19 protein-coding genes are annotated in these 22427 nt (G+C 71.7%); 1 reads left to right on the top strand and 18 read right to left on the bottom strand.

Annotation, left to right across the window (positions count from 1 at the left end; genetic code table 11):
- The first annotated feature begins 55 nt into the window (after positions 1–55).
- A complete protein-coding gene (locus tag OHB21_RS29330) occupies positions 56–2302 on the top strand; it encodes a serine/threonine-protein kinase (RefSeq protein WP_067502088.1) in 2247 nt (748 codons plus the stop codon).
- A 429-nt stretch (positions 2303–2731) separates the two neighbouring features.
- Here OHB21_RS29330 and thpD read toward each other — a convergent pair whose 3' ends face one another.
- The 18 genes from thpD to OHB21_RS29240 form a co-directional block, all read right to left on the bottom strand.
- Positions 2732–3625, bottom strand: coding sequence for an ectoine hydroxylase (gene thpD / locus OHB21_RS29325; protein ID WP_407675264.1), 894 nt, complete (start codon positions 3623–3625; stop codon positions 2732–2734).
- A 19-nt stretch (positions 3626–3644) separates the two neighbouring features.
- Positions 3645–4037 carry an ectoine synthase gene (locus tag OHB21_RS29320; protein WP_067501461.1) on the bottom strand — a complete coding sequence of 131 codons (393 nt, stop codon included), beginning with the start codon at positions 4035–4037 and terminating at the stop codon, positions 3645–3647.
- Positions 4034–5344 (bottom strand): diaminobutyrate--2-oxoglutarate transaminase, encoded by a 1311-nt coding sequence (gene ectB, locus OHB21_RS29315; RefSeq protein ID WP_195124253.1) that lies wholly within the window; start codon positions 5342–5344, stop codon positions 4034–4036. The genes OHB21_RS29320 and ectB overlap by 4 nt, the downstream gene beginning before the upstream one ends.
- A gap of 10 nt (positions 5345–5354) precedes the next feature.
- Positions 5355–5894: a diaminobutyrate acetyltransferase gene (gene ectA, locus OHB21_RS29310; protein WP_195124252.1), complete on the bottom strand. Its 540-nt coding sequence runs from the start codon at positions 5892–5894 to the stop codon at positions 5355–5357.
- A gap of 118 nt (positions 5895–6012) precedes the next feature.
- Complete coding sequence (locus OHB21_RS29305) at positions 6013–6723, bottom strand: response regulator transcription factor (RefSeq protein WP_067501467.1); 711 nt, start codon at positions 6721–6723, stop codon at positions 6013–6015.
- 135 nt (positions 6724–6858) lie between these two features.
- Positions 6859–7203 (bottom strand): hypothetical protein, encoded by a 345-nt coding sequence (locus OHB21_RS29300; RefSeq protein ID WP_067501469.1) that lies wholly within the window; start codon positions 7201–7203, stop codon positions 6859–6861.
- Positions 7204–7279: 76 nt separating this feature from the next.
- Entirely contained in the window at positions 7280–7675 is a 396-nt protein-coding gene (locus OHB21_RS29295) for a hypothetical protein (RefSeq protein WP_067501472.1), read from the bottom strand.
- A 110-nt stretch (positions 7676–7785) separates the two neighbouring features.
- A complete protein-coding gene (locus tag OHB21_RS29290; protein WP_067501475.1) occupies positions 7786–8325 on the bottom strand; it encodes an AAA family ATPase in 540 nt (179 codons plus the stop codon).
- A 24-nt stretch (positions 8326–8349) separates the two neighbouring features.
- Positions 8350–9099 carry an FHA domain-containing protein gene (locus OHB21_RS29285; RefSeq protein ID WP_067501478.1) on the bottom strand — a complete coding sequence of 250 codons (750 nt, stop codon included), beginning with the start codon at positions 9097–9099 and terminating at the stop codon, positions 8350–8352.
- Complete coding sequence (locus OHB21_RS29280) at positions 9099–10385, bottom strand: vWA domain-containing protein (protein ID WP_067501481.1); 1287 nt, start codon at positions 10383–10385, stop codon at positions 9099–9101. The genes OHB21_RS29285 and OHB21_RS29280 overlap by 1 nt, the downstream gene beginning before the upstream one ends.
- A 19-nt stretch (positions 10386–10404) precedes the next feature.
- Positions 10405–11562, bottom strand: coding sequence for a phosphatase (locus tag OHB21_RS29275; RefSeq protein ID WP_113975005.1), 1158 nt, complete (start codon positions 11560–11562; stop codon positions 10405–10407).
- Positions 11559–13823, bottom strand: a complete 2265-nt coding sequence (locus tag OHB21_RS29270) for a serine/threonine-protein kinase (protein WP_228788645.1) — start codon at positions 13821–13823, stop codon at positions 11559–11561. Before OHB21_RS29270 ends, OHB21_RS29275 begins: the two co-directional genes overlap by 4 nt.
- Before the next feature lie 26 nt (positions 13824–13849).
- Entirely contained in the window at positions 13850–15010 is a 1161-nt protein-coding gene (locus tag OHB21_RS29265; protein ID WP_195124250.1) for a hypothetical protein, read from the bottom strand.
- Positions 15011–15021: 11 nt separating this feature from the next.
- Positions 15022–15996 carry a glutamate ABC transporter substrate-binding protein gene (locus tag OHB21_RS29260; protein ID WP_067501489.1) on the bottom strand — a complete coding sequence of 325 codons (975 nt, stop codon included), beginning with the start codon at positions 15994–15996 and terminating at the stop codon, positions 15022–15024.
- Positions 15993–17264 (bottom strand): hypothetical protein, encoded by a 1272-nt coding sequence (locus OHB21_RS29255; protein ID WP_232331575.1) that lies wholly within the window; start codon positions 17262–17264, stop codon positions 15993–15995. The genes OHB21_RS29260 and OHB21_RS29255 overlap by 4 nt, the downstream gene beginning before the upstream one ends.
- 130 nt (positions 17265–17394) lie before the next feature.
- A complete protein-coding gene (locus tag OHB21_RS29250; protein ID WP_195124249.1) occupies positions 17395–18255 on the bottom strand; it encodes an SDR family oxidoreductase in 861 nt (286 codons plus the stop codon).
- A 178-nt stretch (positions 18256–18433) separates the two neighbouring features.
- Positions 18434–19081 (bottom strand): pentapeptide repeat-containing protein, encoded by a 648-nt coding sequence (locus tag OHB21_RS29245; protein ID WP_195124248.1) that lies wholly within the window; start codon positions 19079–19081, stop codon positions 18434–18436.
- A 64-nt stretch (positions 19082–19145) separates the two neighbouring features.
- Complete coding sequence (locus tag OHB21_RS29240; protein WP_195124247.1) at positions 19146–22391, bottom strand: acetyl-CoA carboxylase family protein; 3246 nt, start codon at positions 22389–22391, stop codon at positions 19146–19148.
- Positions 22392–22427: the final 36 nt, after the last annotated feature.

The following is a 22427-nucleotide window of genomic DNA, read 5'->3' as shown; positions in this document are numbered from 1 at the left end:
GATCTTCGCGCGGAATGTGCCGGTCGCGCGGGTCGGGCGGCGTTACGATGCGCAGATGGCGCACCCCGCACCGGTTCCGGGGGCGACGGTCGGAGCGGGCACGTCGCCGGTCGCGGGACGCGGTACCGGGGTCGCGGAGGTGGTCGCCCGCTTCGTGGAAGCGTGGCGGGAGGCGCGCACCCCGCCCGACCTGCCCGCCTTCCTCCCCGACTCCCCCGCCATCCGCCGCGTGTCGCTGATCGAGCTGATCAAGGTGGACCTGGCCAACCGGTGGTCGCGCGACGCCGAACCGAAACGCCTAGCCGAATACGTGGAGGAGCTGCCGGAGCTGAGCACCTGGCCGTTGCCACCGGATCTCATCTACGAGGAGTTCCACGTGCGCAGGCAGGCCGGGAACTCGGTCGACGTCGGCGAGTACACCGCCGCGTATCCGGCGCAGGCGCAAGAGCTTTCGCAGATGCTGGCGACCGGCGACTACCACAGCACGATGATGGCCGCCGCCACCGAACCGGTCCGGCTCGACGACATCGACGTCGGCCAGCGCATCGACGATTTCGACCTCATGACCAGCCTGGGCCGCGGTGCGTTCGCGCGCGTCTTCCTGGCCCGGCAGCGGTCCATGCAGCGACTGGTCGCCGTGAAGATCTCCCAGGACAAGGGCACCGAACCGCAAACGCTGGCCCAGCTCGACCACGAGTACATCGTGCGGGTCTTCGACCAGCGGGTGCTGCCCTCGCGGCGCCTGCGCCTGCTCTATATGCAGTACGTGCCCGGCGGGACGCTGTTCTCCGTGCTGGAACAGGTGCGCGCCACCCCGCCCGCCGAACGCGACGGCGCGCTGCTGCTGGACGTGGTGGACGCCGTGCTGGCGGCCAAGGGCGAGATCCGGCCGAGCGAGTCCCCGGTGCGGGCGGAGCTGGCCGAGCTGTCGTGGCCGGAGACGGTCGCGTGGCTGGGCCGCAGGCTGGCCGAAGCCTTGGACTACGCGGGCCGCCGCGGCGTGCTGCACCGCGACATCAAACCGGCCAATGTCCTGCTCACCGCCGACGGCGTCCCCAAGCTGGCCGATTTCAATATCAGCTTCAGCGGCAACGTGTCCGGGGACAGCCCGGTCGCGTACTTCGGCGGTTCGCTGGCCTACATGTCCCCCGAGCAGCTGTCGGCCGTGCACCCGGATCGCCCGGCCACCGCCGCCGACCTCGACACCCGCAGCGATCTGTACTCGCTGGCCGTGATGCTGTGGGAGCTGCTCACCGGGCGCAAACCGTTCGGCGACGACGCCGTGAGCGGCGGCGACCGCACCACCCTGGACGGGATGCTGGACCGGCGCGCGGCGGGCCCCGATGCACTGCCCTACGGCGATCTGCCGCCCGACTGTCCCGAGGCGCTGCGCCGCGCCCTGGCGCGCGCGCTCGACCCCGACCCCGACGGCCGCTGGGCCACCGGCGCGGATATGGCCCAGCAGCTCGACGTGGTGCTCGACGCGCACGCCCGCGACCTGGTCGACCCGCCCGAGCGCAGCTGGCGGCGCCGCTCCCGGCTGCTCATGCTGCCGATCGTCGGGCTGGCCATCGGCATCCCGAACGCGCTGGCCATCCTCTACAGCTACAACCACAATCGCAGCCTCATCATCGACAAGCTCGACAGCGAGGCGCAGACGCAGTTCGATCAGATCGCGCTCAACACCTACGGCTTGTGCTTCCTGGTGGGCTTCATCGTCACCAACGTGCTGCTGGCCGGGCTGCTGCCGATCGCCTACGGCCTGCACAAGGGCCGCACCTACGACGCCGAACGCCTGGCGCGGGCCCGCTCCGACACGTTGCGCCTCGCGCAGCGAAATGTGCTGACCTGCTTCGGATTGTGGGCGCTGGCGGGCGTGGTGGTGCCGGTGACCGTGCAGGTGTCGGGCAATCGTCTGGAACCCGACGCCTACGTGCACTTCTTCGTCACCCAGATCGTGTGCGGCGGCATCGCCATGGCCTACCCGTACTTCCTGGTGAGCTTCTACGCGGTGCGCAGCCTGTATCCGATGTTCCTGCCGCACGGCGGGCTCGGCCGCGAGGACGCCGAACAACTCGACGAACTCGACCGCCGCAGCACCTGGTTCCTAGCGATCGCCGCCGCCGTCCCGCTGCTGGGCGTGGCGGGCGCGACGTTCATTCCCGCCGAGGACATTCCGTCGGTGATCGTGGCGCTGCGCGTGCTGTGCGTGGGCAGCGCGCTGGCGTTCGTGGGGGTGTACTGGCTGTTCCGGATGCTGGAGCAGGACATCGCGGCGTTGCAGCGGATCGTCGCGCGCTGATCGGCCCGTTGGCCCGGCGGGCGTTGAGTAGTCTGCCGGTCACGGGTGCGTCCAGGAAGATCACGTCGCGTCGAAGGCCGACCAGCGTGCACAACACGTGCGATCCGGCGGCCGACGCGCGGCGGCATGCTCCTCTCCCTCTCATCGGTCAGGTAGGTGGAGATTGCCGTCGTCGCCTCGACGAGGATCGCCATACCGCCGCCGGGCTCGGCTTGCCGAAGTCGCCGCGCGCAGCTCGTCGCGAAAGGTGACGCGCGCCGATGATCGCCACCGGACCCCGTCGACGCGCAGCCGTACACGGCCCGGCCGCTCCCCGAGTCGTTCGGTGCGGACGCGCAGCGCTACGACCAGGCCCGGACCCGGGTCGCCGTCGGCCGACAGCGCCGCACGTCCCTCGAGGGACGTGCGGCGCTGCGAAACCGCCCGGGTCTACACCGGGGTGAAGTCCCGGCTGCCGATGTAGGTCGGCCGGGGCCCCGGGGCGGCGAACGGCTCCTCGAGGGTGTTCTCGACGCTGTTGAACACCAGGAAGACGTTCGAGCGCGGGAACGGCGTGATGTTGTTCGCCGAACCGTGCATCAGATTCGAATCGAACAGCAACGCCGATCCGGCCCGGCCGGTGAACTGGGAGATCCCGTACCGATTCGCCAAGGCCTCGATGTCCTCGGTGGTCGGCACGCCGATCTCCTGCTCCTGCAACGACTCCCGGTAGTGCTCGGCGGGGGTGCTGCCCTGGCACGGCACGAACGTGCGGTGCGAACCCGGCATCACCATGAGGCTGCCGTTGAACGGGTGGTTGTCGGTCAGCGCGATCGACAGGCTCACCGCGCGCGGGGTCGGCATCCCGTCCTCCGCGTGCCAGGTCTCGAAGTCGGAGTGCCAGTAGAACCCCGTCCCGCGGAACCCGGGCATGTAGTTGATCCGGGTCTGGTGCAGGTACACCTCGGATCCGAGCACCTGGCGGGCCAGGCCCGCGGCGCGCGACTGCCCCACCAGCTCGGCGACCAGCGGGCTCAGTTTGTGCACCTCGAAGATCGAGCGCACCCGCCCCGACGCCCGCTCGGTGATCACGCGGTCGTCCTCGGCCAACGCGGGGTCGGCCGCCAGCCGGTCGATCTCCGCGCCGAAGGCGGTCACCTCACCGGCGTCGAGCAGATCGGGCAGCACCGCGAACCCGTCGCGGTCGAAGGTGGCCAGTTCCTCGGATTCGATCCGCCCGTACACCACCGGGTCGGGGCGCTCGATGTGCGCCACGCGCCCGGCGGTGCGGGTGGGGTACCGATCGACGCGCTCGGCCGATTCGCGTTCGATGGCTTGCAGCACCACTTCCCTGGATTTCCTTTCAGCTCGGCACGGCGACCAACGGGTAGACGCCGTTGCTGTCGTGGACCTCCTGCCCGGTGACCGGCGGGTTGAACACGCACATCATGCGCATCCGCTCGCGCACCTCGAGACGGTGCCGCTCGTGCCCGTCGAGCAGGTACATGGAACCGGGCCCGAGTTCGTAGGTGACGTCGTTGTCGAGATCGGTGAGCGTGCCCTCGCCCTCGACCAGCCACACCGCCTCCACGTGGTGGCGGTAGTGGAACTCGTGCACGGTCCCGGCGTCGATGGTGGTCTCGTGGAAGGAGAACCCGACGCCGTCACCGCCCAGCACGATGCGCTTGCTGCGCCAGCCGGTGCCCGCGACGTCGCGGTCGGTGCCGGTGATCTCCTGGGTGGTACGAACGATCACGCGCGCTCACCCGCCTTGGTCGCGACGCCCTGGCGCAGGCGGCCCCAGCCGGTGCAGACCGTGTCGATCGCGCCGGTCAGGATCTGCAGGCCGTGGTCGAGCTCGTCGTCGGTGATCGTCAACGGCGGCAACAACTTCACCACCTCGTCGGAGGAACCGGAGGTCTCCACCAGCAGACCGCGCTCGAAGGCGACCTGGCAGACCTTGCCCGCCTGCGAGGGATCCTCGAACGCGAGGCCGTGCACCAGGCCGCGGCCGCGCGTGGACAGGCCCGGGAAGTGCCCGGCCACCTCGGCCAGGGTCTGCGCGACGTGCAGGCCCTTGGACCGGGTCGAGTTCTGCAGGGTGTCGTCGGACCAGTAGTGCTCTAGCGCGGTCTGGGCGGTGACGAACGCCGGGTTGTTGCCGCGGAAGGTGCCGTTGTGCTCGCCGGGCGACCACTGGTCCAGCTCGGCCTTGAACAGCACCAGCGCCAAAGGCAGGCCGTAGCCGCCGATGGACTTGGACAGGGTCACGATGTCGGGGGTGATGCCCGCGACCTCGAACGAGAAGAACGGCCCGGTGCGCCCGCAGCCCATCTGCACGTCGTCGACGATCAGCAGGATCTCCCGCTCGGCGCACAGGTCGGCCAAGTGGCGCAGCCACTCGGCCCGCGCGACGTTGACGCCGCCCTCACCCTGCACGGTTTCCACGATAACGGCCGCCGGGCGGTCGAAGCCCGAGGACGTGTCGTCGAGCACCCGCTCCATCCACTGGAAGTCGGCGGTGGTGTTGTCGAAGTAGCCGTCGTAGGGCATGTGCGCGGCGTGCACCAGCGGCACACCCGCACCCGCGCGCTTGGCCGCGTTGCCGGTGACCGACAGCGCGCCCAGCGACATGCCGTGGAACGCGTTGGTGAAGCTCAGGATGGTCTGGCGCCCCGTCACCTTGCGGGCCAGCTTGAGCGCGGCCTCGACCGAGTTGGCGCCGGTCGGGCCGGGGAACTGCACCTTGTAGTCCAGTCCGCGCGGGGCCAGCACGACGTCGCGGATCGTCTCGAGCAACTTGCGCTTGGCGGCGGTGGACATGTCCAGGCCGTGGGTGATGCCGTCGGAGGCGATGTAGTCCAGCAGCGGCTGCTTGAGGACGTCGTTGTTGTGCCCGTAGTTCAGCGAGCCGGCGCCCGCGAAGAAGTCGAGGAAGTCCTTGCCCTCCTCGTCGCGCAGCCAGGCGCCCTTGGCCGTGGTGAACACGGTGGGCCAGGCCCGGCAGTAGCCGCGGACGTTGGACTCGAGCGACTCGAAAATGGTGGTTTCGGCGGTGATCATTCGAAGCTCCTTACTTCTGTGCGATCGGCGCGATGCGGTAGAGGTCTTCGGCGGCGTGCTCGTCGGGGAAGACGGCGGGATCGAACAGGGGGTGCTTGGTCATCCGCGCGCCGCGATGGCGGGCGACCGCGTCGAACATGGCGATCGATGCCGCGTTGTCGGGCGAGACGGTGGTCTCGAGCGTGCTCGCGGGCAGGGCGTCGAGCAGCCACTCGATCATCGCCGTCCCGATGCCGCGCCCGCGCGCGGCGTGCGAGACGGCCACCTGCCACACGAACAGCGTGTGCGGCGCCTGCGGACGGAGGTATCCGATGACGAAGCCGACGACACTGCCGTCCACCTCGGCCACCACCGTGGTGTCCGCGAAATCGCGACACCACAGCAGGTAGGCGTAGCTCGAATTCGTATCGAGCACACGCGAATCCTTGGCGATGCGCCAGATCGCGGCGGCGTCGTCCAGCCGTGGCGCGCGCAGGACCGGGGTGCCGGTCCCGTCGCGCGGCGGGCCGCCGCGCTCGATCGTCTCCGTGGACAAGGTATGCAGTGACATACAACTCCCAGGTCGAGTCTGCAGTACTTATCCAGGCTTACGAACAAATGTTGAGGTGGACCGGTCGAACTCTTTACGGTTGCATTACGAACAGATCACGTGGGTTCGGAAAATGTGATCAACGTTGCACATCGAGACGATATCCGAGGCCGCGCACAGTAACCACGACGGCGGGGTCCGACGGATCTCTTTCGATTTTTGTGCGAAGCCGTCGCATATGGACGTCGACGATGCGTTCATCACCGAAAAATCCGTCGTCCCAGACCCGTTCGAGCAGGACAGAGCGGCTGAGCACGCGCCCGGGAGTTTCCGCGAGTTCGCAGAGCAGCCGAAATTCTGTTATAGTGAGGCGAATTTCCTCATCACCACGGCGGACCGCTCCGCCGTCCCGATCGAGGATCAGCGGCGAATTCTCGTCGGCCTCGAGAATCATTTCCCGGGGCTCCTCGCGTTCGGCCGCCAGGCGCGCGCGACGGCGTAACGCACGCATTCGCGCGGATACTTCCTTGATTTCGAACGGTTTCTTGACGAAATCGTCGGCGCCGGCTTCCAGCGCGGCCACCACGTCGTGGGTGTCGTGGCGCGAGCTGATCACGATGATCGGCACATCGTGGTCGCGGCGGATCTCCCGGATGCAGTCGAAGCCGTCCATGTCCCCGAGCATCAGGTCCACGATCATCACGTCCGGCGCGCCGTTGCTGCGCAGGTAGGTCAGCGCGTCCTCGGCCTCACCGGCCTCGGAGACCTCGTAGCCTTCGTCCTCCATCGCGACGCGCAACGCGTCGCGAATCTCGGCGTCGTCGTCCACGATCATCAGATTCGCGCTCACAACCTCATCCCTTGCCGATGGGCGGAACGGCGCGACGCGACGGACGTCGCAGACACCCCCGGCGACGCGACGGTCCGCTTCGTGCAGCTTGACGAGCTACCGGTTACCCCACTTTACGATCGCGTAAACATCGCCTCACCCGGCGGCGGGATCCCCCACCGACACGCCGACACCCGACGGCGCGGTGACCGGCCCCAGGATGTACAGGTTGAGCTGGGAGTTCGTCTCCTTCGCCTGCTGTGCTCCCTCGGCGATCGTCTGACCCAGCACGTATTTGCCGTGCGGGGTGTAGTTCGGCGGCAGCGAGCCGATCGCGGGCCCGAGGTTCCAGTCGGCGACGGCGCTCGCCTCGCCGTGGTTGAGTTCCACCCGGGTGCCGCCCGGGATCTGGTCCACCGCGATCGCCGCGGCCGGTCCCGCCGCCAGCGTCAGGGCCGCCGCGCCGGCGGCGAGGGTGGTCAGTGCGGTTGTCGCGCGCATATCACTCCCCTTCCGTGCCCGGTCGGTCCGGGCGCACCGATCGATTCTTCTCCATCGCGTCCGCGGCGACCCCGGTTCAGTCCTCCACGACCCGTTCGATCCGATTGACGTAGCTGGGCGAGCCGTCGGGCCGGTGCTCCTGGAAGCGGAACCACAACCGGCGCGCGTCGAAGGTGGCGAACCATTCCTCCCAGCTCACGTGGCGCAGCACCGCGCCGCCGTAGCCGGGGAAGTCCAGGCGCAGCGCGCCGAGGTGGCCGTCGTACTCGCTGCCCGGCATGGTGGCGGGCCGGGCGCCGCGCTGTTCGGCCCAGCGCCGGATGACCTTGTGGTCCCGGGTGACCCGGGTGCGCGCGTTGCGCTCGGTCCGCAGCGCGCCCGGCGGCCCGCTCTCGCGCACGCGATGCAGCGCCAGCGAATACTCCGGTCCGCCGAGCGGATTCCGGGTGCCGGGTCGCCGCTGCTCGTTCATGACGACCTCCTTCGCGCCCTGGTCTGTCTCCGGATGTCCGGCTCCCCTTCACGTACCCGCGCGACACGCCGGGCAAACCGCCGGGGACCCGAGCCGGAGAGCGACGGATGTCACACCGGCGGGCGGGCGCGGGGACGGGCATCGGCGAGGATCGCCTCGACGGTCTCGCCGACCGTGAGATCCGAAGTGTCGAGCCACAATCCGAGCCGCGGGGTGGTCTCGCGCAGCACCGCGTCCAGCGCCGCCACCGTGAACGCGCCGTACGCGTCCTTGGCGCGGGCCGCCTCGCGCGCGGCCACCGCGTCGGGGCGCGGCGCGAGCACCACGACATACAGCGGGTCGGTGCGGATCTGATCGATCAGGTACGGCAGGAATTCACCCAGCACCACGTCCTGGAGGACGGCGGTGAACCCGGCCTCGGCGTATCCGTCGGCGGCCTGCGCGGACAGCCGGTGCCGCAGCCGCAGCTGGTCCAGCGCCTCCGGCGAAGGCTCGGCGCTCATCTCGGCCCGCCCGCTCACGACGAACCTGCGGAACGCGTCACCGCGCACATGCGCGGAGCGCGGCAGCCGTTCGGCGAGAGCCTGCGCGACGGTGGACTTGCCCGACGCCTGGATTCCGGTGAGGAGGTAGACCGACACGGCGGGCATCGTGGCAGAGGCCGCGCGGCGGGCTCAACCGAATTCCGCGGTGACCGTGATGGTGGTCCAGGCGCCGACATGGATGCGGTCGCCGCTGCGCAACGGCACGGGACGGTCGGCGGGGATGAGGTCGTCGCTGTCGTTGAGGCTGGTGCCGTTGGTGGAGCCGAGATCGGTGACCGTCAGCCCGGCGGAGTTCAGGTGCAGCAGCGCGTGCGTGCGCGAGACGCCGGCGTCGGCCGGGGCGAGGCCGAGATCGATATCCGGTCGCACGCCTTGGGATTCGCTGCGTTTGCCGATCAGCGTGTCGCCTTCGCGCAGGGTGATGCGGCGGGGCGGGTAGTAGGCGGGGAACTCGATGGCGCGCGCGTCGGGGCCCTCGCGGGCCAGCATCCGCTCGTAGCAGCCGCGGTCGGCGGCGATCATCGCGATCCACGCGACGGCGGAAGCCCGCGCGGTGATCTCCGGCCCGTCGAGGCGCCGGGACGGTGGGGTCGTGACCTCCGCGCTCTCGGGGCTCCGGGATTGCGGTGGAGTGCTCGTCGTGCCCTCGGAGCGCGGCGGTGCGGTGCTTGCCGCGCCTACGGGGCGCTGCGGTGGCGGGGCGGGCAGGGCCGAGTCGTGGCCGCACGCTTCGCAGAAGCGGCCGTCGGCGGGCGCGCCGCAGGCCGGGCAGCGCGGGAGCGCCGACGCCACCGGCGGGGCGCCCGAGGCGATCGGCACCCCGCACACGTCGCAGTAGTCGGTGGCGTCGGAGCGGTGTCCTTCCGGGCAGGCGGGCATCACGCCTCCTTGCGGACCCGGGCGGTCTTCGTGGACCGGACGTCGAGGGCCATCTCGTCGGCCGCCGCGACCGAGGAGCGCAAGCGCACGGTGCCGTCGCGCTCGTCCACCTCGACCACGCCGCGCAACAGTTTCGCGGTGCTCTCGTTGCCGGACTCGGCCGCCAGCTGCACCGCCCGGCGCAGCTTCGCCGTCGCGGTCTCGACATCGCCGCGCTTGCGCGCCGCCAGACCCGACTGCACGGCCTCGGCCAGCTCGGCCTGCCCGGTGTAGTGCGCGACGCGGGCACTGATGCGGGCCGACAGCTCGGTCTCGGTGGTCCACACCGCCCGGACCAGGCCCTGCCCGACCACCTCGCCGTCGGCGATCACGCTGATCCGCGCCGCCAGCTTCTCCCGGCCGGGCGCGGCCGGTTCCAGGCGCACCTGGAGGTGATAGTCGCGGTCCTCCGCGCCCCACGCGCCGAGCGGGTACTCCCCCACCTGCGGGCCCGTCTCGGCGCGTCGGCCCGTGAGGTCCTCGATCGTGGGCGCGACCTGTTTGACGAACCGCACCGCCGCGCCCGCCGGCGTCCACACCCGCAGGGTGAGTTCGGGGATCGCTTTCGCCAGCGAGTCGTGGGTCATGGCGGCGAAGTCGGCGGCCAGATGCGCCGGATCGGCGACGATATCGGCGGTGCCGTGCAGCGCGGCGGCGATGGTGCGCAGCTCGCCCACCCGCCAGTCGGTGCCCACACCGCGGCAGTCGCAGGTGAACGCGCCCTCGGATTTCGCGATCTCCTCCGCCAGCGCCTCCGGCGACTCGTGCTCGTTCTTGCCGTCGGTCAGCAGGATCGCGTGCACCATGGTGTCCTCGTGCTTGGCCGCCAGTTGGCGGGCCAACCCCAGCCAGGTGCCCATCGCGGTACCGCCGTCGGGCTTCAGCTTCGCCAGCGCCCGGCGCGCCGCGGCCCGGCTGCTGGCGTCGGCCACGACCGAGGGCACCTCGGCGGGAAACACCAGCCGGCCCATGGAGGTGCCCGCGACGATCGCGAAGCGCGTGCCGTCGGGCAGCGCGTCGATCGCGGCCAGGGTCGCGTGCCGGGCGCCCTCGAACTTGCCCGCGTTGCCCATGGATCCCGAACAGTCGATGATCAGGATCTCGAGCCGCTGCGGCGGGGGCCCGGCCGCCACGTAGTCGGCGCCGGTCTCCACGGTGAGGACGGCGTCCACGACGTCGGCGCCGTCGGCCAGGTACTCGTTCTGGTCGACGGTCACCGAGATGCCGCTGTCGGAAACAGGATTCACAGTGCTCTCCCGTGGTGGTTCAGGTGATCGGCGCCAGCGCGACGGTGATGTTGTCACCGCCGCCGCAGCGCAGGGCGAACTCGACGAGTTCGCGGGCCGCGACCATGGGATCGGCCGCGCCCGCCAGTTCGGCCAGCCCTTCTGCCTCCGGGCGGTAGTTCCAGAGGCCGTCGCTGCACAGCAGCAGCAGACCCGGTCCGCGCACCCGGTAGGTGTGCAGGCTGTTGTCCGACCAGGGCTGTTCGCCGGAGTCGGCGCCCAGCCAGCGCAGCAGGGTGTGGGCGCGCGGGTCCTTCATCGCCGCCTCCTCGTCCATCGCGCCCGCGTCGACCAGGGCCTGGGCCCACGAGTCGTCGACGGTGAGGCGGCGGGTGGGCGGCGAGCCGGGGGTGCCCGGCGCGGCGAGCCAATACGCCCGGCTGTCACCGACATTGGCGACGGTGATCTCCACGGTCTCGGCGTCGCAGCCGCGCACGATGGCCGATACGAAGGTGCACGAGGGCGCGTGACTCTCGTGCCCGCCGATGGCGGCGACCGCCTTCGCCGCGGCCGCCAGACCCGCCAGCGCCGCGGTGGGCGCGTCCAGGCCGTCGGCGAGCGCGGCGAGTCCGGCGTCCACGCCGGTCCGCGACGCGGTACCGGACGCGGCCTGCGGATCCTCCGAGGAGGACACGCCGTCGCACACCACGATGACCACGGCCTCGGTGCCCTCGGCGCCGTCCACGACCGCCGCCGCGACCGAATCCTCGTTGCGCGCGTGGGCGATACCGCGATCGGTCACCAGGCACACCGCGCCCAGATCGGCCTCGAAGCGGTCGCGGGGCGCGCGGAGCTGGCCGCAGCCCGCGCAGTAGCCGTCGGCGTCGTACCGCCCGCCGCACGCGGCGCAGTCGGCGACGGGGTCGGTCTCCGGATGCGGCAGCGCGACCCGTCGCGCGCCCAACTCCCGCCCGCATGCCTCGCAGAACCGGTGCGCGATGCTCACCGCCGCCCCGCACGCCGGGCAACGCCGCCCCTCCGCCCGCGCCGCCGGTGTCACGATGGGCATCGGCATCGTCGGCGCTACCCGCGCCGGGTCCATGGGCACGGTCGGCGCGGCGCTCGCGGGTGGGTTCATCTCGGCTCTCACGATCGGTTCGGTCGGCAGGTTCGGGTCGGGGGCGGGCTCGGGGTTCACAGGGTGGTCCTCGGGCGGATGGCGTTGGCTCGGTCGACCAACTCGAATCTGGTCCACATATCGTCGGTTTCGCGGGCCAGGTCGCGGTAGCACCGTTCCGAACCGGTGCGTACCCCGTCCTGATCGAAGGTCACGCCCAGCAGCGGCGCGTGCCGCGCGGGCACGTTGCCGCCCGACAACCACGCCAGCGCGGCGTCGAACACGCGCAAACGGGCATGCGCCGCACGGCGTTTGGAGTCCAGGCGCAGCGCCCCGACCCGGTCGCCCGCCTCGCGCAGCACGTCCTCGGTGACCTGCGCCGGATCGCGGTCGGCGAGCAGCGCGTCCACGGCGGCCAGGCGCGCGTCCACGTACAGCGCCGAGGTCGCGTCCACCTGATCGAGCGCCGCGACGGCACCCGCCCGGTCGCCCGCCGCGCGGCGCACCCGCGCCAGCCCGAACGCGGCGCTGGGGTAGCCGCGATCGGTGCGCCACACCATCTCGTAGTAGCGGGCCGCCGTCGCGCGATCACCGGCGAGTTCGGCGACCACGGCCAGCGCCAGTTTCGGCGCGGCCTCGCCGGGCAGCGCGGCGTAGACGGCGTCGAATTCCGTGGTGGCACCGGGGAAGTCGCGGGTCAGCAGGCGGGCCTGGCCGCGATACCAGGACAGGCGCCAGTCGCCGGGGTCGGTCCGCTCGAATTCGGCGATGCGCCGTTCGGCGTCGGCGGGGTCGCCGGTCTCGAGCGCGGCCCGGATCAACCGCAGCGGGATCTCGATCGACTCCCCGCCGCCGGTGACGACCGCGCGCAGGCCGTCGGCGAAGGCGCGTTCCATCTCGGCGGGCGGCGCGGCGGCCGTGGTGGCCAGCAGGCGCGCGCCGCTGTCGGACGGGTCGGCCAGCGGCACCGGCAGACCCGCGACCACCGCGGACGGCGCGACCGCCTCGTCCACCCCCACGCCGAAAACCGTGCGGGGCGGGCCGAAGTAGGCCGACATCCCGGGGCGCGGCACCGCGTCGTCGGTGGCCAGGACCTCGCGCAGCACGCCGGTGAGCTGGTCGGTCATCTCCTCGGTGGAGGCGAACCGGGCCTCGGCATCGGCGTCGGTGGCGCGCAGCAGGAACCGGTGCAGCGAGTCGTAGCGCGCGAGCAGCGGCTCGGCCTGCGGACCGGGCAGCGCTCCGAAATGCCCGTCCTCCTGGGGAACCCGCATGATGAGCACCGCGAGCGTGCGTCCCACCGTGTACACCTCGGTCGCCACCGTGGGCCCGGTGGTGGCGATCTCGGGCGCTTGGTAGCCGAGCGTGCCGTAGATGGCGCTGTCCTGGTCGTCCATCGCGATGACGGCGCCCAGGTCGATGAGCTTGAGTTGCTCGTCGGTCTGCATCACGTTGTCGGGCTTGAAATCGCAGTACGCCAGGCCCAGCGAATGCAGGTGCCCCAGCGCGGGCAGGATCTCGAGCACGTAGGCGATGGCCTGCGGCACGGGCAGATAGCCGCCCTCGGCGTCGCGGCGGGTGCGCAGGATCTGCTTGAGCGAGGTGCCGCCGACGAACTCCATCACGATGTAGCCGACGGTGACGCCGTCGGCCCCCGTGTGCTCGACGAAGTTGAAGATCTTGACGATGTTCGGGTGCTCGACCTCGGCGAGGAACCGCTTCTCGGCGACGGCGGCGGCCATCGCGTCCAGGTCGCCGGAGTTCAGCAGACCCTTGAGCACCACCCAGCGGGAGCCGACGTTGCGGTCGGTGGCCAGGTAGATCCAGCCGAGCCCGCCGTGGGCGAGACAGCCGACCACCTCGTACTGCCCGCCGACCAGATCCCCGGGCGACAGCTTGGGCGCGAAGGAGAATCGGGTGCCGCAGTTCGGACAGAAGCCCTCGGCGCGGCCTGGCACGCCGTCGCGGCCGCGGCCCACCGGCTGAGCGCAGGCGCCGCAGAACCGCTTCGACTCGGCCACCACCGGATCGGCCATGACCGCCGAGGCCGGGTGGATGCGCGGCACCCGGGGCACGTCCACCAGCCCGGCACCGAGCCGGCCGCGTCTGCTCGAGGACGACGACGTGGAACGCCCCGTGCGCACCGAACGTCCCGACGCCCTGGTGGCCACCGACACCGCCGAAGCGGCGGCGGGCGCGGTGCCGCACGTGTCGCAGTAGCCGTCGGAAATCGTTCCCGTACAGCCGGGTTCGCCGCAGCGCTCGGGACCGGCCGCCGCAGCGGGCGGCGGTGCGGCGGGTGGCGCGGTGCCGCAGACGGCGCAGTAGCCGTCCTCGATCATACCCCCGCAGCCCGGTTCCGCGCAGATCATGAGCCCCTCCCCGATTTCTCCGCGATGAGCTGTTGGTAGTCGGTGACGGCCCGGGTGACCGCCCCCAGATCGCATGGTTTGCGCGCCAGCAGGCCGGCGGCGATGCGGTGGCTCGCCATCACGTCGCGGTCCTCGGCGATCCCGAGCCGGGCCGCCTTCACGCGGTACGCGTCGAGCCGCCCGCGCAGTTCGGCGCGCCGGTCCAGCAGGCCCTGCGCGAGGTCGGTGGCGCGCACGGCCGCGCCGAGCGCGGTGTCGATGTGCTCGCGCAGCGCGAGCAGGCCCTCGGGGTCGCGGGCGAGCCCGGCCAGCGCGGCGGCGAGAGCGGCCGACTCGTCGGTGACGGTGGGCAGCGGCGCCGTGTGGACCTTGGCCTCGGCCTCGGCTCGCACCCGCTCGGCGTGGGCCGTCGCGACGCGCAGGGCGGTCAGTTGTTCCTCGGTCAGCGCGACGGCGGCGTCCCAGTCGGCCAGGATCGCCTCGAGTTCGGCCACGGACCGCGCCGATTCCTCGAGCCGCGCGCGCAGATCGATCAGCTGTGCGTCGATCCCGTCCGCCGCCACCGCGAGCGGGTCGGTCGCGGACCGGCGCAGCAGTTCGTCCACTTCCGCGGCGAGGGAACGCAATTCGGGGGTGCGCGTGCCCACCCGCTCGAGCCGCTGCTGCATCGGCGCGAGCCCGGCCACCACGCGGTCGCCGGCGACCGCGACCTCGTCGAGGAAGGCGGCGATGCGCGGGAAGGTGGCCCGCATCCGGTCGATGGTGTCGGCGAGGCCGACGAACAGCACCTGCTCGCTCGGCCCGGTCAGCGACCGTTCGCCCAGCGGTATCGGCGTCCGCGCCGCCTCGTGCGGCCGCCCGCGCAACAGCCTGGTCAACTCGGCGCGCTCGGCGAGGTCGAGCCGGCCGCGGGTGCCGCGCACGGTGCGGGCGGCGTCGAGGATCGCGTTCAGCCGCGCGTGGTCCTGCCACATCAGGTCCAGGTCGGCGCTCAGCGGCCGCCAGCGGCGCTCGGTGAAACCCGTGGGGCCGAAGCGGCGCAGCAGCCCCAGCCCGGGGTGGCGGTCCAACTCCAGCAGCGTGCCGGTGATCGTATCGAATTGCGCCGTGCGCGTGGCCAACTCACGGTCGATCTCGGCGAGGGTGAGCGGCTCCATGACGGCCGGCCTCACGCGGTGTACCGGGGTACGGGCGGGCCGGGCGAGGGACCGAGGGCGGCCAGGTGGGTGTCGTAGAGCCGCTGCCAGGTGCCGTCGGCGCGCATCCGCTCCAGCACCGCGTTCACGAAACGCACCAGATCGGTCTGGTCCTTCGCCATGCCGACGGCGTAGGAGCCGGTCCAGATCGGCTCCCCCACGACCTCGAGGTTGCGGTCCTGCTGGACCAGTCCGTACAGGATCGGATCGTCACCGCTCACGGCGTCCACGTGGCCCTGCTGCAACGCCACCAGGCAGTCGGTCCAGTTGGTCACGCCGAACACGGTGGGCGGGGTGGGCAGCGCGAACAGCGGGGCCGCCGCGGTGGTGCCTTTGGTGACGCAGACCCGCTTGCCCGCCAGATCGGCGCCCGCCCGTATGCCCGAACCCTTCGGCGCCAGGATGCGTTGCGCCGCACGGTAGTACACGGCCGAGAAGTCGGCTTCGCGGCGGCGGTCGCAGGTGGCCGAGAAGGTGCGCACGATGAGGTCGACCTGTTCGTCGCGCAGCGCGGGCAGGCGTTCGGCCGCGGTCACCGAACGCAGTTCGACGCGGTCGGGGTCGCCGAACAGCGCCCGCGAGATCTCCCGCGCGAGGTCGATGTCGAAGCCCTCGATGCGCCCGGAGATGGGATTGCGGAAGCCGAACATATAGGTGTTCTGGTCCACGCCGACCCGCACCCGCCCGTTGGCCACGATCTCGGCCATGCGCGAGCCGGCGGGCATCGCCCCCGGCGCGGGCAGCGGACCGGGCGCGACGGTGGCCTCCGTGTCGCACCGCTGATCGACCTGCGCGTCGTCGGCGGTGAGCTCTTCGAATTCGGGCGGAGCCGGGTGCACGGCCGCGGCGGGCGGTGTCTGCGGCACGGCGCGGTCGCCACCGCACCCGGTGACGAGGGCGCCCACCGCCAGAAGTGCCGAGAGTATCGGCGCGAGCCGTCGTCTCACAGGAACTCCTTCAACCGGGGCCATAGGCCCGCGACGGCGGCGGCCGCCGCGAACAGCATGAGCAGCAGCGTGCCCGACGGGCTGAGCGTCAGCGTGTCACCCGCGCCGTCCACACCGCCGCGCAGATCGCTGCGCACGCGCTGGAGGTCTTCTCGGAGCGTGCGGTCCAGCTCGGCGAAGCGGGTGGCCGAGGTCTGCGGGCCGGTGCCGATGGCCTGGGTGACGGCGGCCGGATAGTCGGCGGACTGGTAGGCGGCGAGCTGCCAGCGGTGCCCTTCGGTCCAGCCCTGCAACCGCTGCGCGGCGGCCGAATCCTCGCCGGTGACCGCGTGGACGCGATCCCGCAGTGCGGTGGTGTGCGTGGTGAACGCCTCCTCGCTCGCGGCGATATCGCCCCGGGTGATGAGCTGCAAGGTCTCGGCCGTGCGCGCCTGCTGCGCGAGAATCCGCGCCTCGGCGAGGGTTTCGAAGTCCGAGGCGGAACCACCCGGGCCCGCCCCGAGCGCGGCGCCCGCGACACCCGTCGCGGCGACCGTCCAGACCAGCGCGACACCCGTGGCGGCGGCCGCGGCGACGAGTCCGGTGTTCACCCGCCGATTGGTCCGCCGCAGCAACACCAGCGAGCCGCCGCCGAGCGCGGCCAGCACCAGCAACTGCGCGGCGATGGTGGTGAAGGGCAGCGCGCCGATGGCCCGCTGATCCTCGTGCAGCGCGGCGAACCGGGCGGAGCTGAGCTCTTCGGCATTGCGCAGCAACGAGTTCTGCATGACGTCGGAGGCCTGCCGCAGATAGGCCGAGCCGACCGGGAAGCCCTGCCGGTTGTTCGCGCGGGCCGCCTCCACCAGGCCGGTGTAGGCGGGCAACTCCGCGCTGATCCGCGCGACGATGCGCCGGGTGCGCTCGTCGGCGGCGCCCGTGGTGGCCTGCGCCAGCGCGTCGGCGGCGTCGGCGAGGGCCTGCTGGTAGCGGACCCGGATCTCGGGCGACTCGACGCCGCCGGAGAGGAATGCCTCGGCCGCGGCGGCGTCGGCCGCCGACAGCGAGACGTACAGATTCTGGGCCGCGTCGGCGAGCGGTTCGGTGCGGGTGAGCACTTCCTCGCCGCGCTCGATCTTGCCGCCGAGCTGGCCCGCGCCGGTGAATCCCGCGAACAGGCACAGCACGACGAGCGCGAGGGCGAGTGCGGCGATGATGCCGGGGGTGGTGCGCGCGAACCGGCGCGCCAGCGCCGCTCCGTCGCGGAGGGTCGCCGGGAGACGAGGTGTCACACCGTCCCCCCTTCTTCAGCCCGGCCGGTGTTCCGAACGCGATAGTACGGTAGCCGATTGGGATGCGCTCCCCCATTCGCCGACCTCGCTTTGCCTGCCCCGCAGCAACTTCCCGGAACCCCCGGCCCGGTCAGTGCGCGCGCTGGCGCTCCGGCGCGTCGACGTAGCGGTGCATGGCCCAGTTGAGGCCGTGCATGGCGGCGGTGTAGCCGGGCGGGAAGTAGCGCTGCGCCCAGTGCCCGAGCCGCACATCGTGCGAGGTGTACACCAGGTACCGGTTGCGTTCCACGCCGCGCACAACGAATTTCGCGGCCTGGTCCGGGGTGACGGCGTGGCGCAGGAACAGCCGCATCCCTCGCTGTACGGCCTCGGCCTGCCGGTCGACGCCCGCGATGTCGACCCGGTCCACCATCGGCGTCGACATGGCCCCGGGGCACACCAGGCTCACGCGGATGCCGTGGCGGCGCAGGTCGAAGCGCAGGACCTCCGAGACGCCGCGCAACCCGAACTTGCCCGCGCTGTAGGGCGCGTGCCAGGGCAGCCCGAACAGGCCGGCGGCCGAGGAGACGTTCACCAGGTGCCCGCCGCGCCCCGCCGCGATCATGGGCGGTACGAACTCCTCGATGACGTGGATCGGTCCCATGAGATCGATGTCCACGGTGCGCCGCCACTGCTCGTGGCTGAGCCGGTCCACGCTGCCCCAGGTGGCGATGCCCGCCACGTTCATCACCACGTCCACGCTGCCGGTCTCGGCGTGCGTCTTCGCCGCGAGCGCGACGACGGCCGCGTGGTCGCTCACATCGGCCGCCTCGGCGAGGTGCACGGTGGCGCCCGCGGCCCGCAACTCCTCGGCGGTGCGCCGCAGACCGGTCTCGTCGACATCGGTGAGCACCAGCGATCCACCCCGCTCGGCCACCGCGAAGGCGGTGCTGCGGCCGAGTCCGCTCGCCGCCCCGGTGATCAGGCAGCGCTTCCCGTCGAACTTCGTCATACGGCGACCCTAGGCTTTGCGAACACCCTTGTCTATAGATGGGCGGTTACAGGTCCGCACCTGGTTGTCGACGTGTTCGTGGGGTGGCCTGCGCGGGCTCCGCACCTGGGTTCGTACGGGTGCGGCGGCGATCAGCTCTCCGGAGCCGCACCCGGCGTAGACGTGCGGGGCCGTGGACTCATTCCTCCGCGATGCTGATACCCAGCGCGGCGGCGAACGTGGGCGCCAGATCCATCAGCTGGAGCGGGGTGATGGTGACCCCGCGCATCCCGTCGATGCCCTCGGCGATGCCGACGCGGGCGGCGCCGCGCATATCGACCTTGCGCATGCGGGTGCGGCTGAGTGCCAGATCCGTCAGGGCCGTGCCGGGGAAGGTGACTGAGGTGAGGTCGGCCTCGCCGAAGTCGGCGTTGCGCACCACGCAGTCGGCGAACGTCACGTCGCGCAGCTTCGCCGACCGGAAGTTGACGTAGTCGAACTTGCACCCCTCGAAGCGCACCCGCCGCAGCACGGCACCACCCGCGTCGACACCCGAGAACGCGCCGTCCACGAACTCCACGTCCTGCCACGCGGTGTCGGCCAGTTCGGTCCCGATCCACGCCACGTTGCGCAGCCACACATCGGTGAAGCGCCCGTAGCGCAGGCTGCCGCGCTGGAAGGTGACCGCGCTGAAGGCGGATTCGCCGAAGCGGATGTGCTCGGCGCGCGGCTTCTCGAACTCGAGCCCGTCCACGTGGACGCATTCGTGATCGTCCTCGACAGCGAGTTCCCCCTCGAACGGGCGCAGGTAGCGGGCGAACGGCAGTGCTTCCAGCTCTCGGGCCACGCCCGACCTCCTCTGCGACGACGGCAAGCGGTGCCGACCTGTCTACCAGCGCCGTCCGACAGGCTCAGCGCAGCGTGCGCAGCCAGCGGCGGGTCTCGGCCGGGTCGATCACGTCGTCGAGTTCGAAGACGGTGGCCGCGGTGAGCGCCTTGCCGCTGGCATAGGCGAGTCGCACCAGATTGTCGAAGGCGGCCTGGCGTTCGACCGGATCGGCGATGGCCGCGAGTTCCTTCGCGAATCCGAGCCGCACCGCGCCCTCGAGCCCCATGCCGCCGATCTCCCCGGTCGGCCACGCGATCACGAACCGCGGCGCCCGGAACGATCCGGCCGCCATGGCCTGCGCGCCGAGCCCGTAGCCCTTGCGCAGGATCACGGTGCCCCACGGCACCGACATCGCCGCCGCGTCGATGAACAGTCGGCTGAACTTGGTGACGGTGGCCTGTTTCTCGGCCTCCGGGCCGACCATGAATCCCGGTGTGTCGCACAGCGACACGATCGGCAGGCGGTGGGCGTCGCACAGCCGCAGGAACAGCGACAGCTTGTCGGCGGCGGGCGCGTCGATCGCGCCGCCGAGGTGGTGGCAGTCGTTGGCGATCAGCCCGAACGCGCGGCCCTCCACCCGCACCAGGGCGGTCACCACGCCGACACCCCAGTCGCGGCGCAGTTCGAGCACCGACCCGGTGTCGGCGACCGTCGCGATCGCCTCGCGAATGTCGAAGGCGCGCAACCGGTTCTCCGGCACCACGTGCCGGGCGGCGCGCGGGTCGGGCGCGGTCCAGTCGCGGTCGTCGCCTTGGAAGTAGGCCAGGTAGCGGCGGGCCAGATCGACGGCGTCGGCCTCGTCGGCGGCCACCAGGTGCACCACGCCGTTGCGGCGCTGCACGTCCACCGGGCCGATGTCCTCCGGCGCGTACACGCCGAGGCCGCCGCCTTCGATCATGGCGGGCCCGCCCATGCCGATATTCGCGTCGGGGGTCGCGATCACCACGTCGCACATGCCGAGCAGCGCGGCGTTGCCCGCGAAGCACCGGCCCGACACGATCCCGATCAGCGGCACCTGTCCCGACAGCGCGCCCATGGCGCGGAACGTGGTGACGTCGAGCCCGGAGATGCCGGAGTGGTCGGTGTCGCCGGGGCGGCCGCCGCCGCCCTCGGTGAAGAACACCACCGGAAGCCGTTGAGCGCGAGCCAGTTCCAGCATGCGGTCGGTCTTGGCGTGGTTGCGCATGCCCTGGGTGCCGGCCAGCACGGTGTAGTCGTAGGACAGGATCACCGCGCGGGCGGCCTCCGCGCCGAAACAGTCGGCGTTGACGGTGGCCACGCCGGTGATCAGCCCGTCGGCCGGGGTGTTGGCGATCAGATCCTCTTGGCTGCGCCGGGATCGCTGGGCCGCCACGGCGAGCGCGCCGTACTCGACGAAACTGTCGGCGTCGACCAGGTCGGCGATGTTCTCGCGCGCGGTGCGGCGGCGCAGCTTGCGGCGCTTGGCCACCGCCTCGGGGCGGCCGCCGTCGGACGCGGCGCGGCGGCGCTCCAGCAGTTCGGCGAGGTCGTCGCGGACGGCGTCGAGGTCGACGGCCGCCTCGGCTTCGGCGACGCCGTCATGATCGGTGGCGGTCCAGGTGATCAGCGGCGCGCCCGGGTCCACCACGTCGCCGGGGTGCACCAGGTGCCGGGCGACGAGCAGAGCTTCGGTCGCGCGCACGACGTGCTGCATCTTCATCGCCTCCAGCACCGCCACCTCGCCGTCCGCCGGGATCACCGACCCCACCGGCGTGAGTGCGACGACCGTGGCGCCCATGGGTGCGCCGAGCACGGATTCGCCTGCGCTCAGGGCAATTTCGAGCGCGGGAGTGGAATCGGTGGTCGCGAAGTCGCCACCCGCCTCCTCGTTACGCGACCGCCCCCGTGATCCACGCTTCGGCGCGTCGCCGCCGTCTGCGACGACCCGGTCCGCGGTGTCCGCGTACTGTGCTGCCCGCGCGAGCAGGTCACCTCGATTCGACTCGAACCACTGCGTCGTCACCACTCCCCCGTCGGCCAGCGCATCCAGCACTGCCCGCAAGACCGTGACGTTGGTGCCCACGCCCTCCACCACGGTCTCCCCCAGCGCCTGCGCGCATCGGCGCACCGCGATCGGGAACGTGTCGCCGCGCGTGATCACCTTGGCCAGCAGCGAATCGAACCGCACGCCGTGCCGCATCCCGGCGTGCAGGGCGGTGTCGACCCGCACGTGCGGTCCGGTCGGCGGTTCGAACCGGGTGACGACGCCCGACGCGGGCAGCACATCGCCTTCGGCCGTGAGATTCTCGGCATTCACCCTGGCCTGCACCGCGTACCCGCGCGGGGCGGGGAACTCCGGCAGCGGCCGGCCGCTCGCCAGTTCGAGCTGGACGGCCACCAGATCGAGACCGGTCACCTCCTCGGTGACCGTATGTTCCACCTGGAGGCGGGGATTCACCTCGAGGAACCACCATTGCGCGCCGCTCACCAGGAACTCGACGGTGATCACGCCCCGGCACCCGGCCGCCTCCGCCAGCGCGACGGCGTCGCGGTGCAGGCCCGCGCGGACCTCGTCGTCCAGGTCGGGCGCCGGGGCGATCTCGATCAGCTTCTGATGACGGCGCTGCACGCTGCAATCGCGGTCGCCCACGGCCGTCGCGCGGGCGCCGTGGGCGACGATCTGCACTTCGATGTGGCGGGCCTTCGGCGCGAGCGCTTCCGCGTAGACGCGGTCGTCCCCGAATCCCGCCGCCGCTTCGGCCCGGCACGCGGCGTGCGCGGCGCCGAGGTCGTCCGGATCGCGCACCACCCGCATACCGCGCCCGCCACCACCTGCTGCGGCTTTGATCATCACCCCGTCCGGATGTGCCGCCAGGAGCGCGGCGATCTCCTCGATGTCGCTGCCGTGCGCGGTCGCGGGCAGGACCGGTACGCCGATCCGCTCGGCGGCCGCGCGCGCCGAGACCTTGTCGCCGAACGTCCGTAGCGCGTCTGGTTCCGGGCCGACGAAGACCAGTCCTGCCGCGCGGCACGCTTCGGCGAATTCGGCACTCTCGCTGAGGAATCCGTAGCCGGGATGTACCAGAGTCCCGGCACCGGCGGTGCGCGCCGCCGCGATCACCCCCGCGATGTCGAGGTAGGCCGCGGCTCCTTCGCCCTCCAGCGCCACGGCCTCGTCGGCCAGGCGCACGTGCGCCGCCTCCCGCTCCTCCGGCGTGTACACCGCGACCGTACGAAACCCGAGCTCTCGGGCGGTACGAAGAATCCGGACGGCGATCTCGCCCCTGTTGACCACGACGACGTGCATGCGCCCAGTGTGATTGACATTGACGTCAACGTCAAT

The sequence above is a fragment of the Nocardia puris genome (genome assembly GCF_036051655.1).
In the GTDB taxonomy this organism is placed as follows: Bacteria; Actinomycetota; Actinomycetes; order Mycobacteriales; family Mycobacteriaceae; genus Nocardia; species Nocardia puris.
The sequence above is the reverse complement of the archived record's forward strand: the minus strand, read 5'-3'. Positions and strand labels throughout refer to the sequence as shown.